Below are 19,327 nucleotides of genomic sequence, written 5' to 3'. Positions count from 1 at the left end.
ATCCCGACCGACGGCGACCGCATCTCTTCGAAGGCGAGCCGCTATGACCGCACCTGTGCGCCCCCGGATCCCCACTCTCAGCGAGCGGATCGACCGCTCCCTCCTGTCCCTGCACGCGCTCCCCGGACTCGACGTGCGCACCCTCGCCCGCACTCTCGGTGTCCCTGCCCTGATCGTGACGGCGAACCATTGGCTGCACCGCGGGAGTTCTGTGCGCTCCGCGCTGGCCCGCATCCGCGTCGATGTGGCGCAGCGAGTCCTCCGCGAGCAGGCGGTCTCGGTGCCTAGCACGCTGGTCCGTCGCCGCGCCGCCGAGTACGCGGGTTTCCGCTCGCTCGACGAGATGGACCGCGCGTTCCTCCGCTACCGCCACCGTACGAGCTTCGATCTGCTGCTCTCGACCCGGGTGACGGCCGCCGGCCCGGCGTGAGGCGCTGCGCGCCCGCGACTCCGCCTGGCGTGGAGATGCTCACGCGTGGCGGCGTTGTGGGTTCCGGCTATGCGGACGGTCGACGGCGTACGCTCACCGGGTGGACGAGCTACGGCGGGCGTACGGCGCGCGGGCAAAGGAGTACGCCGCGCTGCTCGGGTCGGTCGAGGCGACTCCTGCTGCGGATCGGGATCTGATCGGCTCGTGGGCGGACGGCCTGGACGGGCTGGTCGCGGACGTCGGCTGCGGACCGGGGCACTGGACGGAGTTCCTCCGGCAGCACGGAGTCGCCGCGGTCGGTCTGGATCCGGTGCCGGAGTTCGTCGCCCTGGCGCGCGCGCGATTTCCGGAGGCGTCGTTTCGTCTGGGGTCGGCACGCGACCTCGACCTCGACGGCCTCGTCGGCGTGCTCGCGTGGTACTCGCTCATCCACCTCCCACCCGCTGAGCTGCCTCCTGCCGTCGCCGCGCTCGCCGAGCGGTTGCGTCCGGGTGGCGGCCTGATCATCGGCTTCTTCGAGGGGCCGCGGACGGAGGTGTTCGCGCATGCGGTCGCGCCGGCCTGGTTTCATCCGCTCGCCGCGATGCGTGCACTCGCTGAGCAGGCCGGGCTCGAGGTGACCCACGCCCTCCGCCGCAGCGCACCCGGCACTCGTGACCACGGCGAGCTGATCGCCGTCCGCCCCCGGTGAACCGCCCCGCTGGCCCACCCCGGCCGGTAGCAGGTGACGGCGCGAGACACCGCCATCCGAGTGGCGCCCCGGCCGCCGGAGCGGCCGGGGCGTCGTGGGCTCCGGCTGCTAGAGCCGGTCGGCGCGCCACTCCGTGGAGATCTCCTCGCCGCGGCGGAAGGCCTCCTCCTCGCGCTCGCGTAGCTCGACGCGGCGGATCTTCCCCGAGATCGTCTTGGGCAGCGGGTGGAACTCGAGGCGACGGACCCGCTCGAAGGAGGAGAGCAGCTCACGGGTGTGCGCGAAGATCGCCGTCGCCGTCTCGGCGGTCGGCTCCCAACCCTCCGCGAGAGTGACATAGGCCTTCACCACGCTGTGGCGGACCTCGTCCGGAGCAGGGACCACGGCCGATTCGGCGACGGCGGGATGCTGCAGGAGCACGCTCTCGACCTCGAACGGCGAGATCTTGAAGTCGGAGGACTTGAAGATGTCGTCGGTGCGGCCCACGAAGGTGATCGTGCCATCGACGGCGCGCACCGCCACGTCTCCGGTGTGGAAGTAGCCGTCGGCGCGGGAACGCTCGGTCCGATCCTCATCGCCGTGGTACCCGGACATCAGGTTGACGGGCTCGACGGAGAGGTCGAGGCAGATCTCGCCGGTGGGGGCGGGCTCGCCGGTCAGCGGATCGACGAGGGCGATGGCGACACCGGGCAGCGCGCGGCCCATCGCTCCGGGGACGACGTCGGCTCCGGGCGGGTTGGCGATGATCGCTGTCGTCTCGGTCTGGCCGTAGCCGTCGCGGATGGTCAGGCCCCACTCCCGCTCGACGGTCGCGATGACCTCTGGGTTGAGCGGCTCGCCCGCCGAGAGGATCTCGGTGAGCGCGCGCGGCTTCGCTCCGAGGGCCGACTGGATCAGCATCCGCCACACGGTCGGCGGAGCGCAGAACGTGGTGACCTCGGCCCGGTCGAGCTGCTGGTGCAGGGCCGAGGGTGAGAACCGGCTGTAGTTGTAGACGAACACCGTCGCCTCGGCATTCCACGGCGCGAAGAAGCAGCTCCAGGCGTGCTTGCCCCAGCCGGGCGAGCTGATTGCCATGTGCACGTCGTCCGGCTGGACGCCGAGCCAGTACATGGTGCTGAGGTGGCCGACGGGGTAGGACTCGTGGGTGTGCACGACCATCTTCGGCTTCGACGTGGTGCCGGAGGTGAAGTAGATCAGGCACGGGTCCGAACTCTCGACGACCACCGTCGGGCTGACGCCGAAGGGCTCGACGGAGTCGGTGTAGTCGAGCCAGCCCTCCGCCGCGCCGCCGACGACGATGCGGCCGAAGTCGCCCTCCATCTCGTCGAACTTGGCAGTCTCGGAGGCATCGGCGATGACGTGCGCCACCTCGCCGCGCGCGAGGCGGTCGGCCAGGTCGGCCGGGGAGAGCAGGGTCGTGGTGGGCAGGATGACCGCGCCGAGCTTCATGATCGCGAGCATCGACTCCCACAGCTCGAGCCGGTTTCCGAGCATGAGCATCACGTGATCGCCCTGCTCGACGCCGACCGAGTGGAGCCAGGCGGCGACCTCGTCCGAGCGCCAGCGCATCCGGTCGAAGGAGTACTGCTGCTCGGAGCCGTCCTCCTCGACGATCCACAGCGCGGTGCGCTCGTTGCCGATCGCGATCGCGTCGAACCAGTCGACCGCCCAGTTGAAGCGCGGGCCGACGTCCGGCCACTGGAACGCCTCCGTCGCGGCGACCGCATCGGTGCGGTGCTGCAGGAGGGTGTCGCGGGCGGCGCGGAAGCTCCCGGTGGGGTTCATGCATGTCTCCGTCGTGGTCGAGGTCCGGTCGCTGGCGGGACCGCCCCCCATTCTGCTCCCGCCGCAGGACCGCCGCCGCGTGGACCAGGGCCCACTCGCGAACTCGGACCCGGGGAAGAGCCTGTGGAGGGACTTCTGCTGCGCCGTGCCGCCGCCGGCCGGTAATGGCCCCAGGACCCCACGAGGTCCGCGGCCCCCGCTACGGGCCTCCCGAATCGACCATCGACGCGATAACGTCTCATCCGCACAGGTGTCGACGTTGTTCTCGGCAGGATGCAGGAAGGGCCAGGCGATCGAGATCGCGTGGCCCTTCGATGACGACGCGATAGGCAAGGAACAGTGATGCCCACGAGGAGCAGGGTGCTCGACTCACGTACTTCTCTGGGTGCCGCTCGTGTCCTTGTGGCCGTCGGTGCGGTGATTGCCGTCCTCGCGACGCTGGTGCTCCTCCTGCTTTCGCCGCGCGGGACGGAGTGGCAGGCGATCGACGCCGTGAGGCCGCTGGCGCTCACGGCGTCGATTACGGTCGCCTGCCTGCTGACGGCTGGCGCCCCCTACTACGTGCTCCGTGGACGAGCGCCCTGGCCGGCGCTCTGGCTTGCGTCCGTCCTGTGCCTCCTCGGCGTGGTCCTCGTCGTCGCCGTGGTGGCCGACCGATTCGGCGCCGACGACGGGACCACAGTGCTCACCGCTCTCGTCGTCATGATCCCCGTCTGCTGCTATTCCACGGTCGCGATCGTCGTGACGGAGTCGATCCTGCGGCGGGGGAGGGGCTCCGCGCGGTGACGCCGATCCACCGCCTCCGCGCGGGCGGGCCCTCAGTACTTGATGGACTGCCCGCCGTCGATGGGGAGGACGGTGGCGTTCACGTAGGACGCGTCGTCCGAGAGGAGGAAGGCGACGACGGAGGCGATTTCGTCGGCCTCGCCGTAGCGCTTGGTCGGGTTGACCTGGATGAACTCCTCGGCCGCCTTGCGCGGGTTCTCGGGGTCGAGCTGCTTCATCGAGTTCTCGACCATCGGGGTCCAGATGGCGCCGGGGGCGATCGCGTTGATGCGGATGCCGAACTCGCCGTACTCGATCGCGGAGTTGCGGGTGAGGCCGACGACGCCGTGCTTGGCGGCCGCGTAGCCGGACTGGTTGCCGATCGCGGTGATCCCGCCGACGCTCGCAGTGTTCACGACCATGCCGAAGCCCTGCTCGCGCATGACCTTCAGCACTTTCTCGAGGCCGAGGAAGACGCCGCGGAGATTGATCGCGACGACCTTGTCGAATTCGTCGGCCGTGAAGTCCTCAGTGCGGTTCTGGCGCCCCTCGATACCGGCGTTATTGAAGAAGCCGTCAATCCGCCCGAAGTGCTCGAGGGTGCGGGCGACGTAGGCGTCGACGTCCGCCTCCTTCGATACGTCGGCGACGACGCTGATCGACTCGGTGCCCTCGGGAAGCGCCTGCACAGTGGTGGCGAGACCCTGCTCGGAGAGGTCGACGAGGGCGAGGCGGGCGCCCTCCTGGGCGAGGCGGACGGCGGCGGCGCGACCGAGGCCGGATCCGCCTCCGGTGATGAGGACGACGCGGTCGGTGAAGCGAGTGCTGGTGGTGGTCATGACGACTCCTGCTCGAAGAGGGATGGGCTCGGAGGCCGTGCGGTCGGCGAGTCCGTATCCATGCGTCTGCATGCAATTAGCGCGACGATACGCCACACCTGTTGGCTGAGGCTGAGTGCGCTGCCAGGGAGAGTCGCGGCGGTCGGTCGGCCGAGCACCACCGATCCCGACCCTGGCAACCGTCGCAGAGTGCGTGCGACCGCCGCCCGGGCTCGGGTGGACCGGAGGAACGCCAGTGGACAGGGGGAACCACGATGGACACCGGAACACCGACCGGCGCTCAGCTCGGAACCCGGCGGTGCGCCGAGTGGCAGTGCTGGGGGCGTCCGCACTGCTCGCCGGATCAGCCCTCAGCGGATGCACGCCGGGCGCCGACGAGGCGGAGGACGGGACGTCCGCTGCTCCGGCGTCCGTCGCTCCGCTCGGGCCCGTGACGCTGCCGGAGGGCGCGAACGCAGCCGTGACCTGGACCGACCGGATCGGCGCCGTCGATTCGCAGACCGTGAACCTCAGCGGCCAACCGCTGCACATCACCGTCTCCGTCGCCTGCGACACCGAGGACGCCGAGGTCACGATCGAGGTCGTCGGGCTGATGACGAGCGGATCGTCCTGCGTCTACAGTCCGAACACCATGCGCACCGGCACCGGCGGCGGCACTACGGGCAGTATGCAGATCGCCGTCGACCAGGACGCGGAGATCAGAGTGACGACGGTCCCGGACGACGCGCACTGGTCGGCCGCCGTCTCGACCGGCCCGCGGATCATCCCCGGATGAGGCCCGCGAGGACGCAGACATCGCGGTGACCGAGAGCGACCATCGCAACGTCTCGGTGCTGAGCCGTCGCTCCGAGGCGTCAGCCGATCGGGACGCCGAGTTCGGCCATGAAGGGGACGGCGTCAACGGCCTCGCCGTCGACGCGCGTCTCGAAGTGCAGGTGGCAGCCGGTGGAGGCACCGGTCGAGCCGCGCAGGGCGATGACCTCACCCGCGGTGACCGTGTCGCCGACCGACACCATCAGCTCGCTGTTGTGCGCGTAGCCGGTCTCGATGCCGCCGCCGTTGTCGAGCAGGATCCAATTGCCGTAACTGCCCTGGTACGACGCCTCCTCGACGGTGCCGCTGGAGGCCGCGAGGACCGGGGTGCCGCAGGCGCCGGCGAGGTCGGTGCCCTTGTGGAACAGATTCACGCCCGCGACGGGCGCGTCAGGGCGCGGACCGTATCCGCTGCTGATGTGACCCGAGATCGGGACGACCCACGCGCCCGACGCGCCCGCGGCGGCGGCCGTCGACTCGCCGGAGGTGGCGGTGATCGCGTCGAGGGACGCGGTGGGCACGAGGACCTCGGGCTTCGCCTCGGCAGCGAAGGCGTCGCGGGTGACGCTCTGCTGCACGACTCCGGCGGCCACGAAGCTCTGCGGGCGGGCCGCGGCGACGGCGCTCGCCGTGTCGCGGGTCAGCTCGGAGTCGGCGGTGCCGCCCACGGCGAACGCGGGCATCGTCGAGGTGATCGCGATGCCGGCCACGAGGGTCATCGCGGCGACGGCGGAGACGCGGGGGCGCGAGGAGCCGCGGGTAGCGCGGCGGGTGCGGGTCTCCTGCTCACGGAGGGAGCGACGGGTCGGAAGGGCGGACGGGCTGCCGGTCTCGGCTCCTGCGGGGGAGGAAGTCGAGGCGCGAGACGAACGGTGCATGCAGAGAGGTTCCAGGTCTGCCGGCGCTCGCTGGGGGAAGCGAACGTCGGGTGGGGAGGGGGCGGATCGCGCGGCCGAGCCGAGGCGACCCTCCAAGTTACCTGCGTTCTGCCGCTGCGGAGCTGAGAAAAAGCTCCGGAGTCAAGTGGTTGCCCGCGTCGATCTGCTCTCGATCCCTCGTGTCTGCCTCGATCGGCCGAACGAGACGCCGCCTCCGCCTCGGTCGGCCCGGGGGCGGGGTCAGCGGTGCGAGGTGACGACGAGCAGGGCGACCACGCCCGCGACCGTCGCCGCGACTCCGGAGCCGAGGCGCCACCACATCCACTTGTCGCGCTTGGGCCCACGCATCGGACGGCGAAGGCCTGCGCGTCCCTGGTAGCCGCCGGGATCGTTCTGGAAGACCATGCCCCCAGCCTGCCGAACGCAGCCTCACCGCCGAGCCGACTCGCCGGAGCCCTCCCGCGAGATGCCATCCTCCCCTCCGCGAGATGCCACTTACGACGCCTCCGCCCGGCGTGTCGCCTACCTAAGTGGCATCTCGCGGAGAGGGGGTGGCGTCTCGCGGGCGAGCGGGGCTCGGTAGCGTGGGGGCGTCGGCCGGAGTGGTCGACGAGCGGAGGAGCGGACATGGCCGGGACCGAGAAGGACGCACGCGACAAGGCGGCGAAGAAGCGCGCGAAGAAGGCGCTGAAGAAGGCCGAGAAGTCGGTGCGCGCGGCGCACGAGGCTGTCCGTGACTCCAGCAAGAAGCTGCGCAAGAAGGCCCGCAAGCTCGCGGAGCAGACCGAGAAGCTCAAGCGCGCCCAGGAGAAGGCGGCGAAGAAGGCGGCCGCGGCCGAGAGCCGTCCGTCCACTCCGAAGCACGCCGCCGAGCCGGCGGTCGGCGCCCTCGACCTCACCCCGCCGTTGCCCGGCTCGCCGAAGCCCGCTGACGAGCCGGACCCCGCCGAGGAGCCCTCCGCCCGGCAGGAGCCGGCCCCCGACTCCGACCCCGCGCACACGCCCAACCTCACCCCACCGCTACCGCGGTCGACCTCCTGAGCGCATGCCTGAGAATCCGCACAGGGTACCGGGGCAGGCGCATCCCTCGAGGTGAACAGTCGGTGAAGCCTCACCGCCACGCCGAACGGGCTCCCGGGGCCGAGGCATCATGTCTGCGTGGATCCCTTTATCCTGCTCGCGCTCGTCGTCGTCACGGCCCTCGCCTTCGATTTCACCAATGGCTTCCATGACACGGCGAACGCGATGGCGACGTCCATCGCGACCGGTGCCCTGAAGCCCCGAACCGCGGTCGCCCTCTCGGCGTCGCTGAACCTCGTCGGGGCGTTCCTCAGCATCGAGGTGGCGCTGACCGTCACCAACGCCGTCGTGAAGATCCAGGACTCCTCGGGCGCACCCGACCCGGCGCTGCTGGAGGGCGGCGGATCCGCTCTGCTGCTGATTGTGCTGGCCGGCCTGATCGGCGGCATCGTCTGGAACCTGCTCACCTGGCTGCTCGGCCTGCCCTCGAGCTCCTCGCACGCCCTCTTCGGCGGCCTGATCGGCTCCGCTCTCGCGGGCCTGGGGCTCAACGGGGTGAACTGGGCGGGCGACGGCACCACGCTCGACGGCGTTGTCGGCAAGGTGATCCTCCCGGCGTTGATGTCGCCCGTGCTCGCCGGAGCGGTCGCGGCAATCGGTACCTGGCTCGTCTTCCGGGTGATCGGGAACCTCGCCGAGAAGGGCCTGCACCGCGGATTCCGTATCGGCCAGATCGGCAGCGCCTCTCTCGTCTCACTTGCACACGGCACCAACGACGCGCAGAAGACGATGGGAGTGATCACGCTGGCGCTGATCGCGGCCGGCGGCTGGAGCGACACCGAGTCGGTCCCGTTCTGGGTGAAGCTCAGCTGCGCGCTGGCCATCTCGCTCGGCACCTACATCGGCGGCTGGCGGATCATCCGCACCGTCGGCAAGGGCCTGGTCGAGATCAACACGCCGCAGGGCATGGCCGCCGAGAGCGCCTCCGCCGCGGTCATCCTCGCCTCCAGCCACCTCGGCTTCGCGCTCTCGACCACGCACGTCGCGACCGGCTCGATCCTCGGCTCCGGAGTCGGCCGGCCCGGCGCCCAGGTGCGCTGGCGGGTGGCGCTGCGCATGGTGATCGCGTGGGTCATCACCCTGCCGGCCGCCGCCCTCGTCGGCGCCGTGATGTGGTGGGTCGGGCACCTCGTCGGCGGCGCGGCAGGTGGTCTGCTGATGGCCGCGGTCCTCGTCGCCGTCGCCTCCTTCATCTCCATCCGCTCGCGCCGCGACAGCATCGGCGCGCACAACGTCAACGACGAGTGGCAGGACGCGGCGGCACGCCCCGCGCCCGAGACCGCCGGCGTCTGAGCGAAAGGATCCGCACCGTGTTCTCCCTCTTCCTCTCCGCCGCCGGCCAGGTGGCCCTCGTCGCCGTTCTCCTCGGAGCGGGCCTGCCCGTGCTCTTCGCCGTCGGTGTCCGCTCGTTCGCGCTCGCCTCCGGTGCGGTCAGTGCCGGTGCTCCCGCGGCCGGTGCCCCCGCCGCCGGTGCCCCCGCCGCCGGTGCCCCCGCCGCCAGTGCCCCTACGGAACGGCGTGGCCTGCCCGCCCCGCTGCTGCGTGGGATCGGAGTGCTCTGCTTCGCGCTGGTCGTCGGCTCCGTGGTGATCGGTCTGAGCGTCATCGTCGCGACGGGCCTCGGCCAGTCGGTGAGTTTCGAGCACGTGATCCCGACGTTCGCGCCCAAGGGCTGAGCATGGCATCGACGGATCCGATCGCGGCGCGGGAGGGGATCGTCGCCCGCGTCGTCGGCTGGCTGCGCGCGGGCTACCCGTCGGGAGTGCCGGAGCAGGACTACCTACCGCTGTTGGGCCTGCTGCGTCGCAGCCTGACGACGGACGAGGTCGAGCAGGTCGTCGCGCGGCTCCTGTCGGAGTCGGAGCGGGCCGAGACCGTCGTTTCGCGAGCCGTCGTGCGCGAGCGGATCGAGCAGCTGCTGCTCGGGCCGGCGCTGCCGGAGGACGTCGCCCGCGTGTCCTCGCGTCTCGCGAACGCGGGCTGGCCGCTGGCGGGTCCGGAGTCGCTCGCCGAGCCGGACACCCGCGACGGCCTGGTCACGCGCATCGTCCGCTGGTTGCGGGCCGGCTACCCCTCCGGCCTGCCCGAGCAGGACTTCGTGCCGCTGCTGGCGCTGCTCCGCCGTCGCCTGAGCGACGAGGAAGTCGCCGAGGTGGCCGCCGGGTTGGCCGCCGATGCGCCCGCCTCCCGCGCTGACGTGGGCACCGCGATCGTCGGAGTGACCTCGGAGCTGCCCTCGGAGGAGGACATTGAGCGGGTGCGCCGGTCGTTGGCCGCGCTGGGCTGGCCGGACGAGTTCGCGAGCTGAGCGGTTCGTCCCCGATGGGCGGGGGACACGTGTCGGATCTCTTCCGCCCGGTCAGGAGCACAGCGGATTCGGCGGAAGCAGGTCGGTCAGCTCCACGTCGAGTACCGCGCAGAGGGCGAGCAGCGTCCGTAGCGTCGGGTTGGCGGGCGACCCCGGCTTCGATTCGCCCTTCTCGAACTTCTGGTAGGTGTAGCCGGCCAGGTCTGCGGCATCGGCGACACTCTGCTGGCTCAGGCCTTTCGCGATGCGGGCGCGATGCATCCTGATACCGAGCTCGCGCGTGTACAGCGCCCAGTCGTGGTCGTGGGAGGAAGTCGCCATGCCCGCCAGTCTCGGCGAGGATCACGCGAGGAGGTACCATACACACATGGGAAAGTGCAGATGGTCATCCGACGCGTGCTCGGGGCAGGCGCACGGCCCGAAGGCCGGCGCCGGGTGCGCCTGGTCACCGGCCGTTCCGTCAGATCCCACTCCAAGCTTCGTGATGGCTGCCTCCAGCAGAGTGGAGCCATGACAGCACCCGAGGAGCAGGCGCGATCACTCGCGATCATCGGCGGTGGCCCCCGTGCGGTGGGCGTGCTCGAACGCCTCGCCGCGAACGCCCCCGAACTCGGCGCCGGCCCACTCGTCGTGCATGTGGTCGACCCGTTCCCCATCGGGCCGGGGCGGATCTGGCGCTACGAGCAATCGCCGCTGCTGAAGCTCAACTCCCGCGCCGCGGACGTCACGATGTTCACCGACGCGAGCTCGACGATCGAGGGCCCGGTCCGCCCCGGACCGTCGCTGATCGAATGGGCGGAGGCGGTACGCGCGGGCGAGGTGGTCCTGGACGTCGGGGACCCAGCCGTCCGGTGCGAAATCGAGGGGCTTCGAGCCGAGAGCTTCCCCACCCGCCGTCTGCAGTGCCTCTACCTCCGCTGGTTCTACCGGGAGGTGGTGGCCGCGCTCGGACCGGACGTCGAGATCCGCGAGCACCGGGCTCGCGCGACGGAGGTCCTCGGCTGCGCCGAGGGCGCTCAGGTGATCGTTCTCGACTCCGGCGACAGGCTCACCGCCGATCTCGTGCTGTTCGCGCTCGGCCGCAGCGGCGCCCTGCCGACGGAGGAGCAGGCCTGCCTGGCCGCCTTCGCCGCGCGGCACAGTCTCGACTACCTTCCCCCGTCCTCTACCGCCGACGCCGACCTCAGCGCTCTGACCGCCGGCCGCGACGTGATCGTGCGCGGCTTCGGGCTCGTCGCCGTTGACCTCGTGGTGCTGCTGACGGAGGGGAGAGGCGGCCGGTTCACGCGCGACCGCGCCGGCGTCCTGCGATACCTGCCGTCCGGCCGTGAGCCGCGGATCACGATCGGCAGCCGCCGAGGTGTGCCCCACCACTCCAAGATCACCTCGACGCTGCAGGGGGAAGCGCCTGAGCTTCGGTGGTTCACCGCCGCCGCAGCCGAGGAACTGCGCTCGCGCGGTCGAGCACTCGATTTCACCGAGGATGTCTGGCCGCTGATCGCCAAGGAGCTGCTCTGGGGCTACTACCGCGAGCTCTTCACGGGACACCCCGAACGGGTGGGGGTCGGCTGGTCGCAGTTCGCGGCGGTGTTCTCGCGGCTCGACCCGCGCGCGGCGGTGCTCGCCGGAGCGGAGGGTCCCCGCCCCGACGCCGCGCAGGGCTACGCCGTCCCGGCCCTCGGCCCCGATGCCGCCCGGGTACTGGCGGATGCGCGGGCGCTCGCGGCGCTCGTCGCCGACACGGTGCCCGACGAGATCGACCGGCTCTTCCTCCCCGACCTCGATCGCCCGCTCGCCGGCGCCCGCTTCGCGGATGCGGGGGCAGTGCAGGACGCGGTACGCGCGTGTATCCGTGACGACCTCGCCCTGCGCACCCGTCAGGCGCACAGCGCCACCGTGGGCCTGTTCCTCGCGGTGCTGCGCAGTCACGTCCTCCTCGCCGACCTCGCCGCATCGGCCGAGTGGACGCCGCGCTCGCGCATCGAGGACCTGCACGGCTGGTGGCGCGGCTGGTTCAGCTTCCTCGCGAGCGGCCCGCCTGCGCATCGCCTCGACGAGCTGCTCGCTCTCTCGGCGGCCGGTGTCGTCGACTTCCTCGGCCCGGGCATCCGCGTCGTCGCCTCCGAGGAGGAGGGCCGCTTCGTCGCGAGCAGCTCCGCCGCCGATCGCGTGGTCGCGGCCGACGCGCTCGTCGACGCGCGCCTCCCGGAGGTAGGGGTCGCCACGAGCGACGACCCTCTGCTGCGCGCACTCATCGCCTCGGGCGAGGCCGTCGAGGACGTCGTTGATCGGGGCGAGGCGCTCGTTTCGACGGGGCGGTTGCGCGTCCACCAGGACGACGCGCTGCTGTGTTCGATCAGGGGCGACCGCACGGGTCGGAGGTACGCGATCGGGCCGTACACGGATGCGCCGTTCGTCGGCGCGTTCGCGCGGCCGCAGACGAACGCGGTGTCGTTCCGCGAGCACGACCGGGTGGCGCGGGCGCTGCTGCGGCGTCTCCGCGGCCTGGGGCACGGCGACCTGCAGCCCGGCGCCACCAGTTGTCGATCACCGGCTGCGAGAGGTCGACGCCCGGCCGGTTGAAGCCGTAGAACGCTCCGGAGGCGACGGCCTGGAAGAACTCGGCGCGATTCACCGCGAGCGGGCCGCCGTCGATCCGACCCCGCGGGCGACCCGGCCGCCCGCGGGGTCGGATCGACGTCCGTCACTTCTCCGGATGGACCACCAACCCGACGCCACCGCCGCGCCGCACCGGTTCGGCGACCGCCGTCATCCGGCCGGACGGATCGACCTCGATGGCCGCCGCCGCGCCGATCTTCGCGGCCGAGGTGAGGGTGTCGCCCGACGGGGTCAACTGCTGGCCGTAGGGAGCGAGGACATCGGCGTACGCCGTGATGAACTCGGGCTCGGCCGAGGTCGACGCGGTGTTGCGCTGGGATGCGCGCGGCGCCGCCACCGCCTCCGGGAGCGTCATGCCGAGGTCGATGCGGTTGATCAGCGTCTGGAGCACCGTCGTGATGATCGTCGATCCTCCGGGCGAACCGACGACAAGCCGGACGTCGCCGCCGTCGAGCACGATCGTCGGCGCCATCGATGAGCGCGGTCGCTTGCCCGGTTCGATCCGGTTCGGGTCCCCGTCGACGAACGTCGTGGAGAAGTCGGTGAGCTCGTTGTTGAGGAGGAAGCCCCGTCCGGGGACGGTCATCGCCGAGCCGCCGGTCTGCTCGATCGACAGTGTGTAGGAGGCGGCGTTGCCCCACTTGTCGACCACGGAGAGGTGGGTGGTCGATATGTTCTCGGTGTCGGGCTCCGTCACGGCGGGGGCGATCGAGCATCCGAGTCCCTCGAGAGTGCCGGGCCCGACCGGGTGCACGGACGCCGTCCTCGGGTCGATCGTGCAGTCCCGGGTGTCCGCGAACTCCTTGCTGAGGAGCGTCTCGGTCGGCACATCGGAGAATGCCGAGTCGCCCACGAAGGCGTCGCGGTCGGCGAAGGCGCGGGCGGACGCCTCGAGGTAGAGGTGCAGGGCGCTGCCTGGGTCCTCCGCGCTGAGATCGTGGTTCTCGAGGATGTTCAGTGCCTCGCCGACCGCGATCCCTCCCGCGGCGGAGGGCCCCATGCCGTAGACGTCACGTCCGCGGTAGGAGACGTGGGTGGGCGCCTGCTCGACCACGGAGTAGGCGCCGAGGTCGGCGGCGGTCAGCGAGCCGGCCGGGGTGGGGAGGTCGGAGCCGGATGCGACGCGCGGGTTCTGGACCGTGTCGGCGATCTCGGCGGCCAGCGCGCCTCCGTAGAACGCGCTCGGCCCGTGAACGGCGATGGAGGTCAGGGTCTTCGCGAGATCGAGATTGCGGAACGTGCTCCCCACCTTCGGGGCATCGCCGCCCGGGAGGAACAGCTTCGCCGTGTCCGGGAACGCCTGGAACCGCTTCAGATTGTCGAGCGTCTGGCTGCGGAAGGTGTCATCGACCCGGAAGCCCCTCGCCGCGAGCGCGATCGACGGCGCCAGCACGACGGGGAGCGGCAGGGTGCCGAAGCGCGTGACGGCGGCGTCCCAGGTCGCCACCGTTCCGGGGACGCCGACCGCGACGCCCGAGGAGACGAGGTCTGGGCTGAACGGATAGGGAGCGCCCGTCGCCGGATCGATGAACGCGTCCGAGGTGATCCCGGCCGGCGCGGTCTCGCGCCCGTCGATGGTGCTGACCTCACCGGACGCCTTGTCGAAGTAGACCAGGTACCCGCCGCCGCCGATGCCGGCGCTGTAGGGCTCGGTGACCCCCAGAGCGGCGGCCGTCGCGACCGCGGCGTCCGCGGCATTGCCGCCGCGCTTGAGTACTTCGAGGCCCACCCGGCTCGCGTTCGCGTCGACGGAGGAGACCGCACCGCCGTAGCCGACCGACGTGGAGGGGGACAGAACGGGCCCACCGAGGACGTCGCGGATCTTCTCGGGCGAGAGCCTGGCGTCCGTGAGGTGACCGGAGATCGGCTGGTCGAGCGCAGATGCCGGCGCGGCACCCGCCGCTCCGAATGAGACGACCGCGACCAGCGCGATCGCGATCCGGCGGAACACGGGTGTCGTGGCCAAGGTGTTCCTCCATCAGAACTCAGTGGGGTGCGGAGTGCGGGTCTGGGGTCCCTCATCCAGGGGTAGGTCTCGGATGCGGGGTAGGGACTGTACCGCGGCTGCCCGCCGACGTCGAGGTGTTCCTCGCGCTGTCTCTCAGCCTTGCCTCGGTGGCGATGTCCAACCCGGAGGTGCGGGGAGAGCGTCGGCCGCGGGAATCCCCACCCACAGAATTCCATCGGCACGTCGTGCGCCCACGGCGAGTGCGCCGAGGGGCTCCGCCATGTCCTCGGCGGCATCGGCACCCGTCGACTCCGGATTATCGACGGTCCTTTCGTAGTGGCGGGCCGACGGATCGGCCCGCCACCAGCGTCGGCTACTTCGCGGAGATCGTCTCCGGAAGGGGCTGATCGGAGAACTGCGTCCGGGTCGTGCCCGCGCCGATCTCTGCTCGCAGCGACTGGATCTCCTGACCGTTCAGAATGCTTGACTGGCTGGACTCCTGTTGCGGCGTCAGCCCTTCTTCCACAGACGCCGACATGGATTCATCCCCCTGCGGTCGTGCTGTGTCCGACGCGGTCCCGTACGGGTTGTCGACCCTGTGGTTCAGTATTGAATACGTCACCCAGTCTGGGCACTTCTCCTTGCCGCCATTGTCGCAATACATGTTTTGCAGGCCGAGCACGCCGCCCGCGGGCCACCCGTCGTACGTGGAGACCTCGTGGGGGTTGTACACGCCGATCAGCTTCCGGCGGTCCGTCAGCGTGCAGGTGGCACTGTCGCACGCGTACTTCCCCGCGTAAGCGGCCAGCGCATATCGACCGTCGGCCTGCCGGGTGTAGTTCTTCGACATCATGACTCTTCTCTGAGCCTCGACGCTCCAAACGTTGTACTTATTCCAGGCTTTGTCGACTCCCCAACCGAGTCCGCTGTCGGCGTCGTAGAATCCGCGTCGAAGCGGAATGTTCCCCAGCCTGGGGTGTGCGGCGGTAGCGAGAACCTCACTGGTGGGATATCCACTGGGCGGGGGTGCCGCGTTCGCCACCGCCGCTCCTGACAGCCCGATCCCGACCGCCAACGCGGAAGCAATGACCGCTCGAATCGTGAGCCTCCGGGCGGCCGTTGGAGCAGCGATGGTCGCGCGGATGGCCTTGGCGCGCTCGACAAGTGTGAGTTCGACGTGTGGCTTCACAGGTTCTTTCCCCTCAGATCATTGGATGGAAGTTCCTTCAGTAGGCCACCATTCTCCGTTTGGGGGAGATCCTCAAAGCCCCCGTAGGGTGGGGCTCAATTCTGCTAGGAAGTTCAGGATCCGCCCGTAGAGGGCTCCAATCATTGTCGAACCGTGAATGATCCGCAGCTCGATCACGAGCGCACTCGAACGGGCGCCGCGGTCGGTGCGGGAAAGATCAGTCACCACGCTTCTGCCGCTTCTCGACCAGCCCTTCCACTCCCGTGGGTGCGCTGGATGGTGTCAACGTCGACGCGGGTCTCGCCCTGGGTTTATCGGGACCCGATGGAGAAGAGCGCTTGAGGCGTTGTTTCGAGGGCGTCGCAGATGAGGGTGAGTGTGGTGAAGCGGATGGCCTTGGCTCGGTTGTTCTTGAGGATGGACAGATTGGCCACGGTGATCCCGGTTCGAGCGGACAGCTCGGTAAGAGTGACCCGCCGATCGGCGAGAACTGCGTCGAGGTGGCAGAGGATCCGATGGTTGCCGTTCCCCTCGTCGGGGGCGCTAGACGACGCCATCGACGTCTTCTTCTAGGAGAGCGCCCGCGCGAAAAGCGGCCGTCAGCGCTGCGGCGATCAGCCCAGCGATGATGATGGGAATCGGCCACTGAGGCAGGTTCGTGCCGATCGTTCGGTAATCGCTGCCAAGGAAGGCGATCCGCTGTTGCTCGCTCACGTGGCCTGTCCCGAAGAGGAGGCCGATCCTCGTGTTCAGGTAGATGGTCGCGGCGGTATCGGCAAGCCCCTGCGCACTACCGCCGGCGAGGAGTGCGACGCTGAGGCGTTGCCAATTGCCGAGGACGAACGTGTCGAAGGGACGAGCCAACGAGATCCCACGCAGCGCTCGAAGCAGGAAAAGAGCGCCAAGGACGACAGTTGCAGCATGGAGAGCTGTGGGCAGCGCGCAGATGAGACGCACACTGAAGGTTGAGTCCGCGAGCGTCCCTGTCGCTCCGTCTCGGAGATCGGCTTGTAAGAGCTGCGGGAGGTAGCTCAGCGGCACCGCTCCGTCCGCTCGTCCGAAGGCGAACGGTGCCCGACCCGTGACGATCGTCATCGCCTGGATGGCGTCGAGGACCACGGTGAATGCGGCGACGATCAACAGAGTCGCTCGCACGAAGCGAAGGAGCGGCGGCCGGTCTTTGACGCGTCCGCTGAGGACCGTTCCTGTGTGCTTCATTTCTTCGTGTGCTTCATCTCTTCGCCTTTATTGATGATCGATGTTATCGAAAAACAATAATACGGCGGGGGCTGGTAGCGCAAGAACCTCTCCGCGGGTCAGCGACGAGCGGGCGCCCCTGTTCTACCGTCTCGACCCGTCGTCGCGCAGCAGCACCTTCCCGTCCGCATACGCGTCATGCGAGAACCACACCGTCACCCCGGCCGCCTCTGCCCGCTGAAGCTCTATCGACGTCCGCTCATGCGCCTCCGCCTCGTCGCTGATGAACCGCGGCAGCCACCGCAACCGCCGCGACCACCCCAGGAACTCCCGCCCCCACGCCGCGTCCCCCGCCACGAGCACCTGGCCGTCGAAGAGCACCCCCAGGTGCCCCCGCGCGTGCCCCGGCAGCGACACCACGAGCACCGATCCGTCCCCGAGCAGGTCGAACCCGCTCAGCCCAGCGACCGTCACCGCGGGCTGCTCGTCCGCCACGATCCCGGGCGTGAACCACGCAGGCAGCAGCGCGCGGAAGATGCCCTCCCGCACCCGACTCCGCCGCAGCGACGCGACCTGCCCCGACGACAGGACGAACGTCGCGTCCGGGAACCAGCGCACCCCGCCCACATGATCCGGGTGCAGGTGCGTCAGCACCACGAACTCCACGTCGTCCGGCGTCAGCCCGAGGGCGAGCAGCCGCTGGTCGACGGTCTCCTCGCCCGACACCAGCGCCGGCAGGATCCGCCCGTACAGCCACCCGACGAGCCCCGTCCCGCGGAACGTCGGCGGGTACCCCGTGTCCACGAGCACCCGCCGCCCGCTCGCGTGCGTGTAGAGGAACACGTTCGAGGGGAACACTCGCCGCGGCAGCCCCTTCCCGCGGAACACCCGCGACAGCGGGAACACCGTGCTCCCGCACGCCATCACCTGCACCGATGACTCAGCCACGCGTCCTCCTCAGATGCTCTCCGACCCGGCGGATCCCCTCGGCCAGCGGCACGGTCGGCTCGTAGCCGAGCTCGGCCCGCGCCCGCGAGATGTCGAGGGTCTGCGCGTAGGCGAGCGTCGCGACGGTGTACCGGGTGAACGGCGGCTCCCGCCCGGGCAGCAGCCGGTACACCCGCTCCAGCACCTCCGCGAGCACCGTCAGCACGCGCAGGTCCACGCGGATGAAGCGCGGCTCCTCGCCCATCGCGGTGAAGAAGCGCGCGAGCAGGTCGCCGAGCGGGGCCGGCTCGCCGTTGGTGATGTTGTAGACGCCGCCCTCGGCGACCGGAGCGTCGGCCGCGAGCACCAGCGCGTGCGCGGCGTTCTCGACGCAGGTGATGTCGACAGGGTTCCGGCCGCCGTCGAAGAGGGGGATGCCGCGGCGGCGGCTGGCGGCGACGAAGCGGGGGAGGAGGCTGGGGTCGCCGACCCCGATCAGACCCCGGGGGCGCAGGATGACGAGCTCGCGGATCCGGCCGGTGCGGTGCGCCTCCTGCAGCAGCTGTTCGGCCTCGATCTTGCTGCGGATGTAGAGGCTCATCCGGCTGCCGGTGTCGACGTCCTCCTCCCGCACCAGGAATTGGTGGCGCCGCGCGGAGTAGATACTCGGCGACGAGACGAAGACGAACCGGCGGATTCCGCAGCGCTCGGCCAGCGCGATCATCGCCTCCGTGCCCGCCACGTTCGCGCGTTCGAACTCGCTCCACCGGCCCCACGGGCTCGACAGTGCGGCGGCGTGCACAAGGACGTCGGCGTGCACGTCCAGACGGCCCAGCTCGGCGAGGTCGGCGCGGAGGATCGTGGCACCCTCCTCCTCCAGCCGCGCCAGCGCCCGCGGGTCGCGGCCCGTGGCGAGCACGTCGTCGCCCGCGGCCAGGAACTCCCGCACCGCGTAACCGCCGAGAAAGCCCGTCGCTCCGGTGATCAGGACGCGGCGCTCACCGGACATCGACGACGTCCAGCCTGCGCTTGCGGCCCCAGTACCAGAGCAGGGTCCCGAGGTAGCCGAGCGCCTTGCCCTTCCGGATCGACATCAGGACGACCGCGCGCGTATTGAAGACGGCCTCGCGGCGGTCGATCACCTGGCAGACCTTCAGGTGCAGTTCCAGGTCCTCATCGGTGTCGTCGATGCTCGAGCGCGGGAATCCGCCGACCTCGAGGTAGAGCGCGGCGTCGATCGCGAGGTTGCAGCCGGCCGCCATGAACATCCGGTACCGCTGGCCGGGGCGACGGTAGAAGACGGCCGGCGCGTGCTCCATCAGGCGGATCAGCGCGGTGCCGAGCACGCCGTCGTACCAGCGGTAGACCGCCTCGTCCGTCCGCGGGGACAACCGTCCGCCGACGAAGCGAGCGCCGCCGCGCACGTCGGCTTTGAGACGCGCGACCCACTCGGGACTGGGCAGGCAATCGGCGTCGGTGCGGGCCACGACTGACGCGCCGTCGGCAATCGCGTGGCGGAACCCGGTGTCGGACGCGGCTCCGGTGCCCTTCTGCGCCTCGTCGATCACGGCGATCTGGCGTTCCGGGCACCGCCGGCGGAACTCTTCGATCACGGCGCGCGAGCCATCGGTGCTCCCGTTGTCCACGAGCAGGAGCGTGAACTGCGGATCTGTCTGCCGAGCGAGCGCGTCGAGGGCGCCGTCGAGCAGCTTCTCCTCATCGAGGAAGGGCACGACCACCCAGAACCCGCGCGCGCTCATCCGTCCCCCGCTCCGGGACCATGCTGTCGGCGGGGGCTCGCGCCGTCAAACTGTGACGCCGCGGCACGCTCCAGTGCACAGGCGCGCTATACAGT

General features: G+C 70.4%; 21 protein-coding genes. 9 read left to right on the top strand and 12 right to left on the bottom strand.

Going from position 1 to position 19,327, the window contains the following annotated elements; genetic code table 11:
- Window positions 1-43: 43 nt before the first annotated feature.
- Window positions 44-430 (top strand): hypothetical protein, encoded by a 387-nt coding sequence (locus A6122_RS14905; protein ID WP_068256559.1) that lies wholly within the window; start codon window positions 44-46, stop codon window positions 428-430.
- 100 nt (window positions 431-530) lie between these two features.
- Window positions 531-1,121, top strand: a complete 591-nt coding sequence (locus A6122_RS14900) for a class I SAM-dependent methyltransferase (RefSeq protein WP_068256558.1) — start codon at window positions 531-533, stop codon at window positions 1,119-1,121.
- 108 nt (window positions 1,122-1,229) lie between these two features.
- Here A6122_RS14900 and A6122_RS14895 read toward each other — a convergent pair whose 3' ends face one another.
- Window positions 1,230-2,909 carry an AMP-binding protein gene (locus A6122_RS14895; protein ID WP_068256555.1) on the bottom strand — a complete coding sequence of 560 codons (1,680 nt, stop codon included), beginning with the start codon at window positions 2,907-2,909 and terminating at the stop codon, window positions 1,230-1,232.
- Window positions 2,910-3,251: 342 nt separating this feature from the next.
- On the opposite strand from A6122_RS14895, the gene A6122_RS14885 reads away from it, so the two are divergent.
- A complete protein-coding gene (locus tag A6122_RS14885; RefSeq protein ID WP_146085034.1) occupies window positions 3,252-3,695 on the top strand; it encodes a hypothetical protein in 444 nt (147 codons plus the stop codon).
- Between the two features lie 32 nt (window positions 3,696-3,727).
- On the opposite strand, the gene A6122_RS14880 is transcribed toward A6122_RS14885, so the two are convergent.
- Window positions 3,728-4,513 (bottom strand): glucose 1-dehydrogenase, encoded by a 786-nt coding sequence (locus A6122_RS14880; RefSeq protein ID WP_068256545.1) that lies wholly within the window; start codon window positions 4,511-4,513, stop codon window positions 3,728-3,730.
- Window positions 4,514-4,820: 307 nt separating this feature from the next.
- Between A6122_RS14880 and A6122_RS14875 the strand changes: the two genes are divergently transcribed.
- Entirely contained in the window at window positions 4,821-5,288 is a 468-nt protein-coding gene (locus A6122_RS14875; RefSeq protein WP_146085035.1) for a hypothetical protein, read from the top strand.
- 79 nt (window positions 5,289-5,367) lie between these two features.
- Here the strand turns inward: A6122_RS14875 and A6122_RS14870 are convergent, their stop codons facing one another.
- Window positions 5,368-6,204 (bottom strand): M23 family metallopeptidase, encoded by an 837-nt coding sequence (locus A6122_RS14870; protein ID WP_068256540.1) that lies wholly within the window; start codon window positions 6,202-6,204, stop codon window positions 5,368-5,370.
- A gap of 240 nt (window positions 6,205-6,444) precedes the next feature.
- Window positions 6,445-6,609, bottom strand: a complete 165-nt coding sequence (locus tag A6122_RS16845) for a hypothetical protein (RefSeq protein WP_157593831.1) — start codon at window positions 6,607-6,609, stop codon at window positions 6,445-6,447.
- Between the two features lie 222 nt (window positions 6,610-6,831).
- Between A6122_RS16845 and A6122_RS14865 the strand changes: the two genes are divergently transcribed.
- From A6122_RS14865 to A6122_RS14850, 4 genes are all read left to right on the top strand, one after another.
- Window positions 6,832-7,245 (top strand): hypothetical protein, encoded by a 414-nt coding sequence (locus A6122_RS14865; RefSeq protein ID WP_068256539.1) that lies wholly within the window; start codon window positions 6,832-6,834, stop codon window positions 7,243-7,245.
- Window positions 7,246-7,362: 117 nt separating this feature from the next.
- Window positions 7,363-8,577, top strand: a complete 1,215-nt coding sequence (locus A6122_RS14860) for an inorganic phosphate transporter (protein WP_068256536.1) — start codon at window positions 7,363-7,365, stop codon at window positions 8,575-8,577.
- 17 nt (window positions 8,578-8,594) lie between these two features.
- On the top strand, window positions 8,595-8,960 hold the full coding sequence (locus tag A6122_RS14855) for a hypothetical protein (protein ID WP_068256533.1): 366 nt from the start codon (window positions 8,595-8,597) through the stop codon (window positions 8,958-8,960).
- A 2-nt stretch (window positions 8,961-8,962) separates the two neighbouring features.
- Entirely contained in the window at window positions 8,963-9,592 is a 630-nt protein-coding gene (locus A6122_RS14850; protein ID WP_068256530.1) for a DUF3349 domain-containing protein, read from the top strand.
- A 51-nt stretch (window positions 9,593-9,643) separates the two neighbouring features.
- Here the strand turns inward: A6122_RS14850 and A6122_RS14845 are convergent, their stop codons facing one another.
- Entirely contained in the window at window positions 9,644-9,913 is a 270-nt protein-coding gene (locus A6122_RS14845; RefSeq protein WP_068256527.1) for a helix-turn-helix domain-containing protein, read from the bottom strand.
- 189 nt (window positions 9,914-10,102) lie between these two features.
- Here A6122_RS14845 and A6122_RS14840 point away from each other — a divergent pair, with 189 nt between their 5' ends.
- On the top strand, window positions 10,103-12,175 hold the full coding sequence (locus A6122_RS14840; RefSeq protein WP_068256524.1) for an FAD/NAD(P)-binding protein: 2,073 nt from the start codon (window positions 10,103-10,105) through the stop codon (window positions 12,173-12,175).
- Between the two features lie 121 nt (window positions 12,176-12,296).
- Here A6122_RS14840 and ggt read toward each other — a convergent pair whose 3' ends face one another.
- The 7 genes from ggt to A6122_RS14805 form a co-directional block, all read right to left on the bottom strand.
- A complete protein-coding gene (gene ggt, locus A6122_RS14835; RefSeq protein ID WP_084416106.1) occupies window positions 12,297-14,177 on the bottom strand; it encodes a gamma-glutamyltransferase in 1,881 nt (626 codons plus the stop codon).
- A gap of 355 nt (window positions 14,178-14,532) precedes the next feature.
- Window positions 14,533-15,348: a hypothetical protein gene (locus A6122_RS16835; protein ID WP_146077216.1), complete on the bottom strand. Its 816-nt coding sequence runs from the start codon at window positions 15,346-15,348 to the stop codon at window positions 14,533-14,535.
- Window positions 15,349-15,659: 311 nt separating this feature from the next.
- Window positions 15,660-15,905, bottom strand: a complete 246-nt coding sequence (locus A6122_RS14825) for a helix-turn-helix domain-containing protein (RefSeq protein WP_068256518.1) — start codon at window positions 15,903-15,905, stop codon at window positions 15,660-15,662.
- Window positions 15,892-16,488 (bottom strand): hypothetical protein, encoded by a 597-nt coding sequence (locus A6122_RS14820; protein ID WP_157593830.1) that lies wholly within the window; start codon window positions 16,486-16,488, stop codon window positions 15,892-15,894. Before A6122_RS14820 ends, A6122_RS14825 begins: the two co-directional genes overlap by 14 nt.
- Before the next feature lie 201 nt (window positions 16,489-16,689).
- The gene (locus A6122_RS14815) at window positions 16,690-17,493 is read right to left on the bottom strand and encodes an MBL fold metallo-hydrolase (protein WP_068256512.1); all 804 of its coding nucleotides are present in this window, start codon (window positions 17,491-17,493) and stop codon (window positions 16,690-16,692) included.
- Complete coding sequence (locus tag A6122_RS14810; RefSeq protein WP_068256508.1) at window positions 17,486-18,481, bottom strand: NAD-dependent epimerase/dehydratase family protein; 996 nt, start codon at window positions 18,479-18,481, stop codon at window positions 17,486-17,488. The genes A6122_RS14815 and A6122_RS14810 overlap by 8 nt, the downstream gene beginning before the upstream one ends.
- A complete protein-coding gene (locus tag A6122_RS14805; RefSeq protein ID WP_068256505.1) occupies window positions 18,471-19,232 on the bottom strand; it encodes a glycosyltransferase in 762 nt (253 codons plus the stop codon). The genes A6122_RS14810 and A6122_RS14805 overlap by 11 nt, the downstream gene beginning before the upstream one ends.
- Window positions 19,233-19,327 lie beyond the last annotated feature (95 nt).

The organism is Rathayibacter tritici (assembly GCF_001641005.1).
GTDB classification, from domain to species: domain Bacteria; phylum Actinomycetota; class Actinomycetes; order Actinomycetales; family Microbacteriaceae; genus Rathayibacter; species Rathayibacter tritici.
The sequence above is the reverse complement of the archived record's forward strand: the minus strand, read 5'-3'. Positions and strand labels throughout refer to the sequence as shown.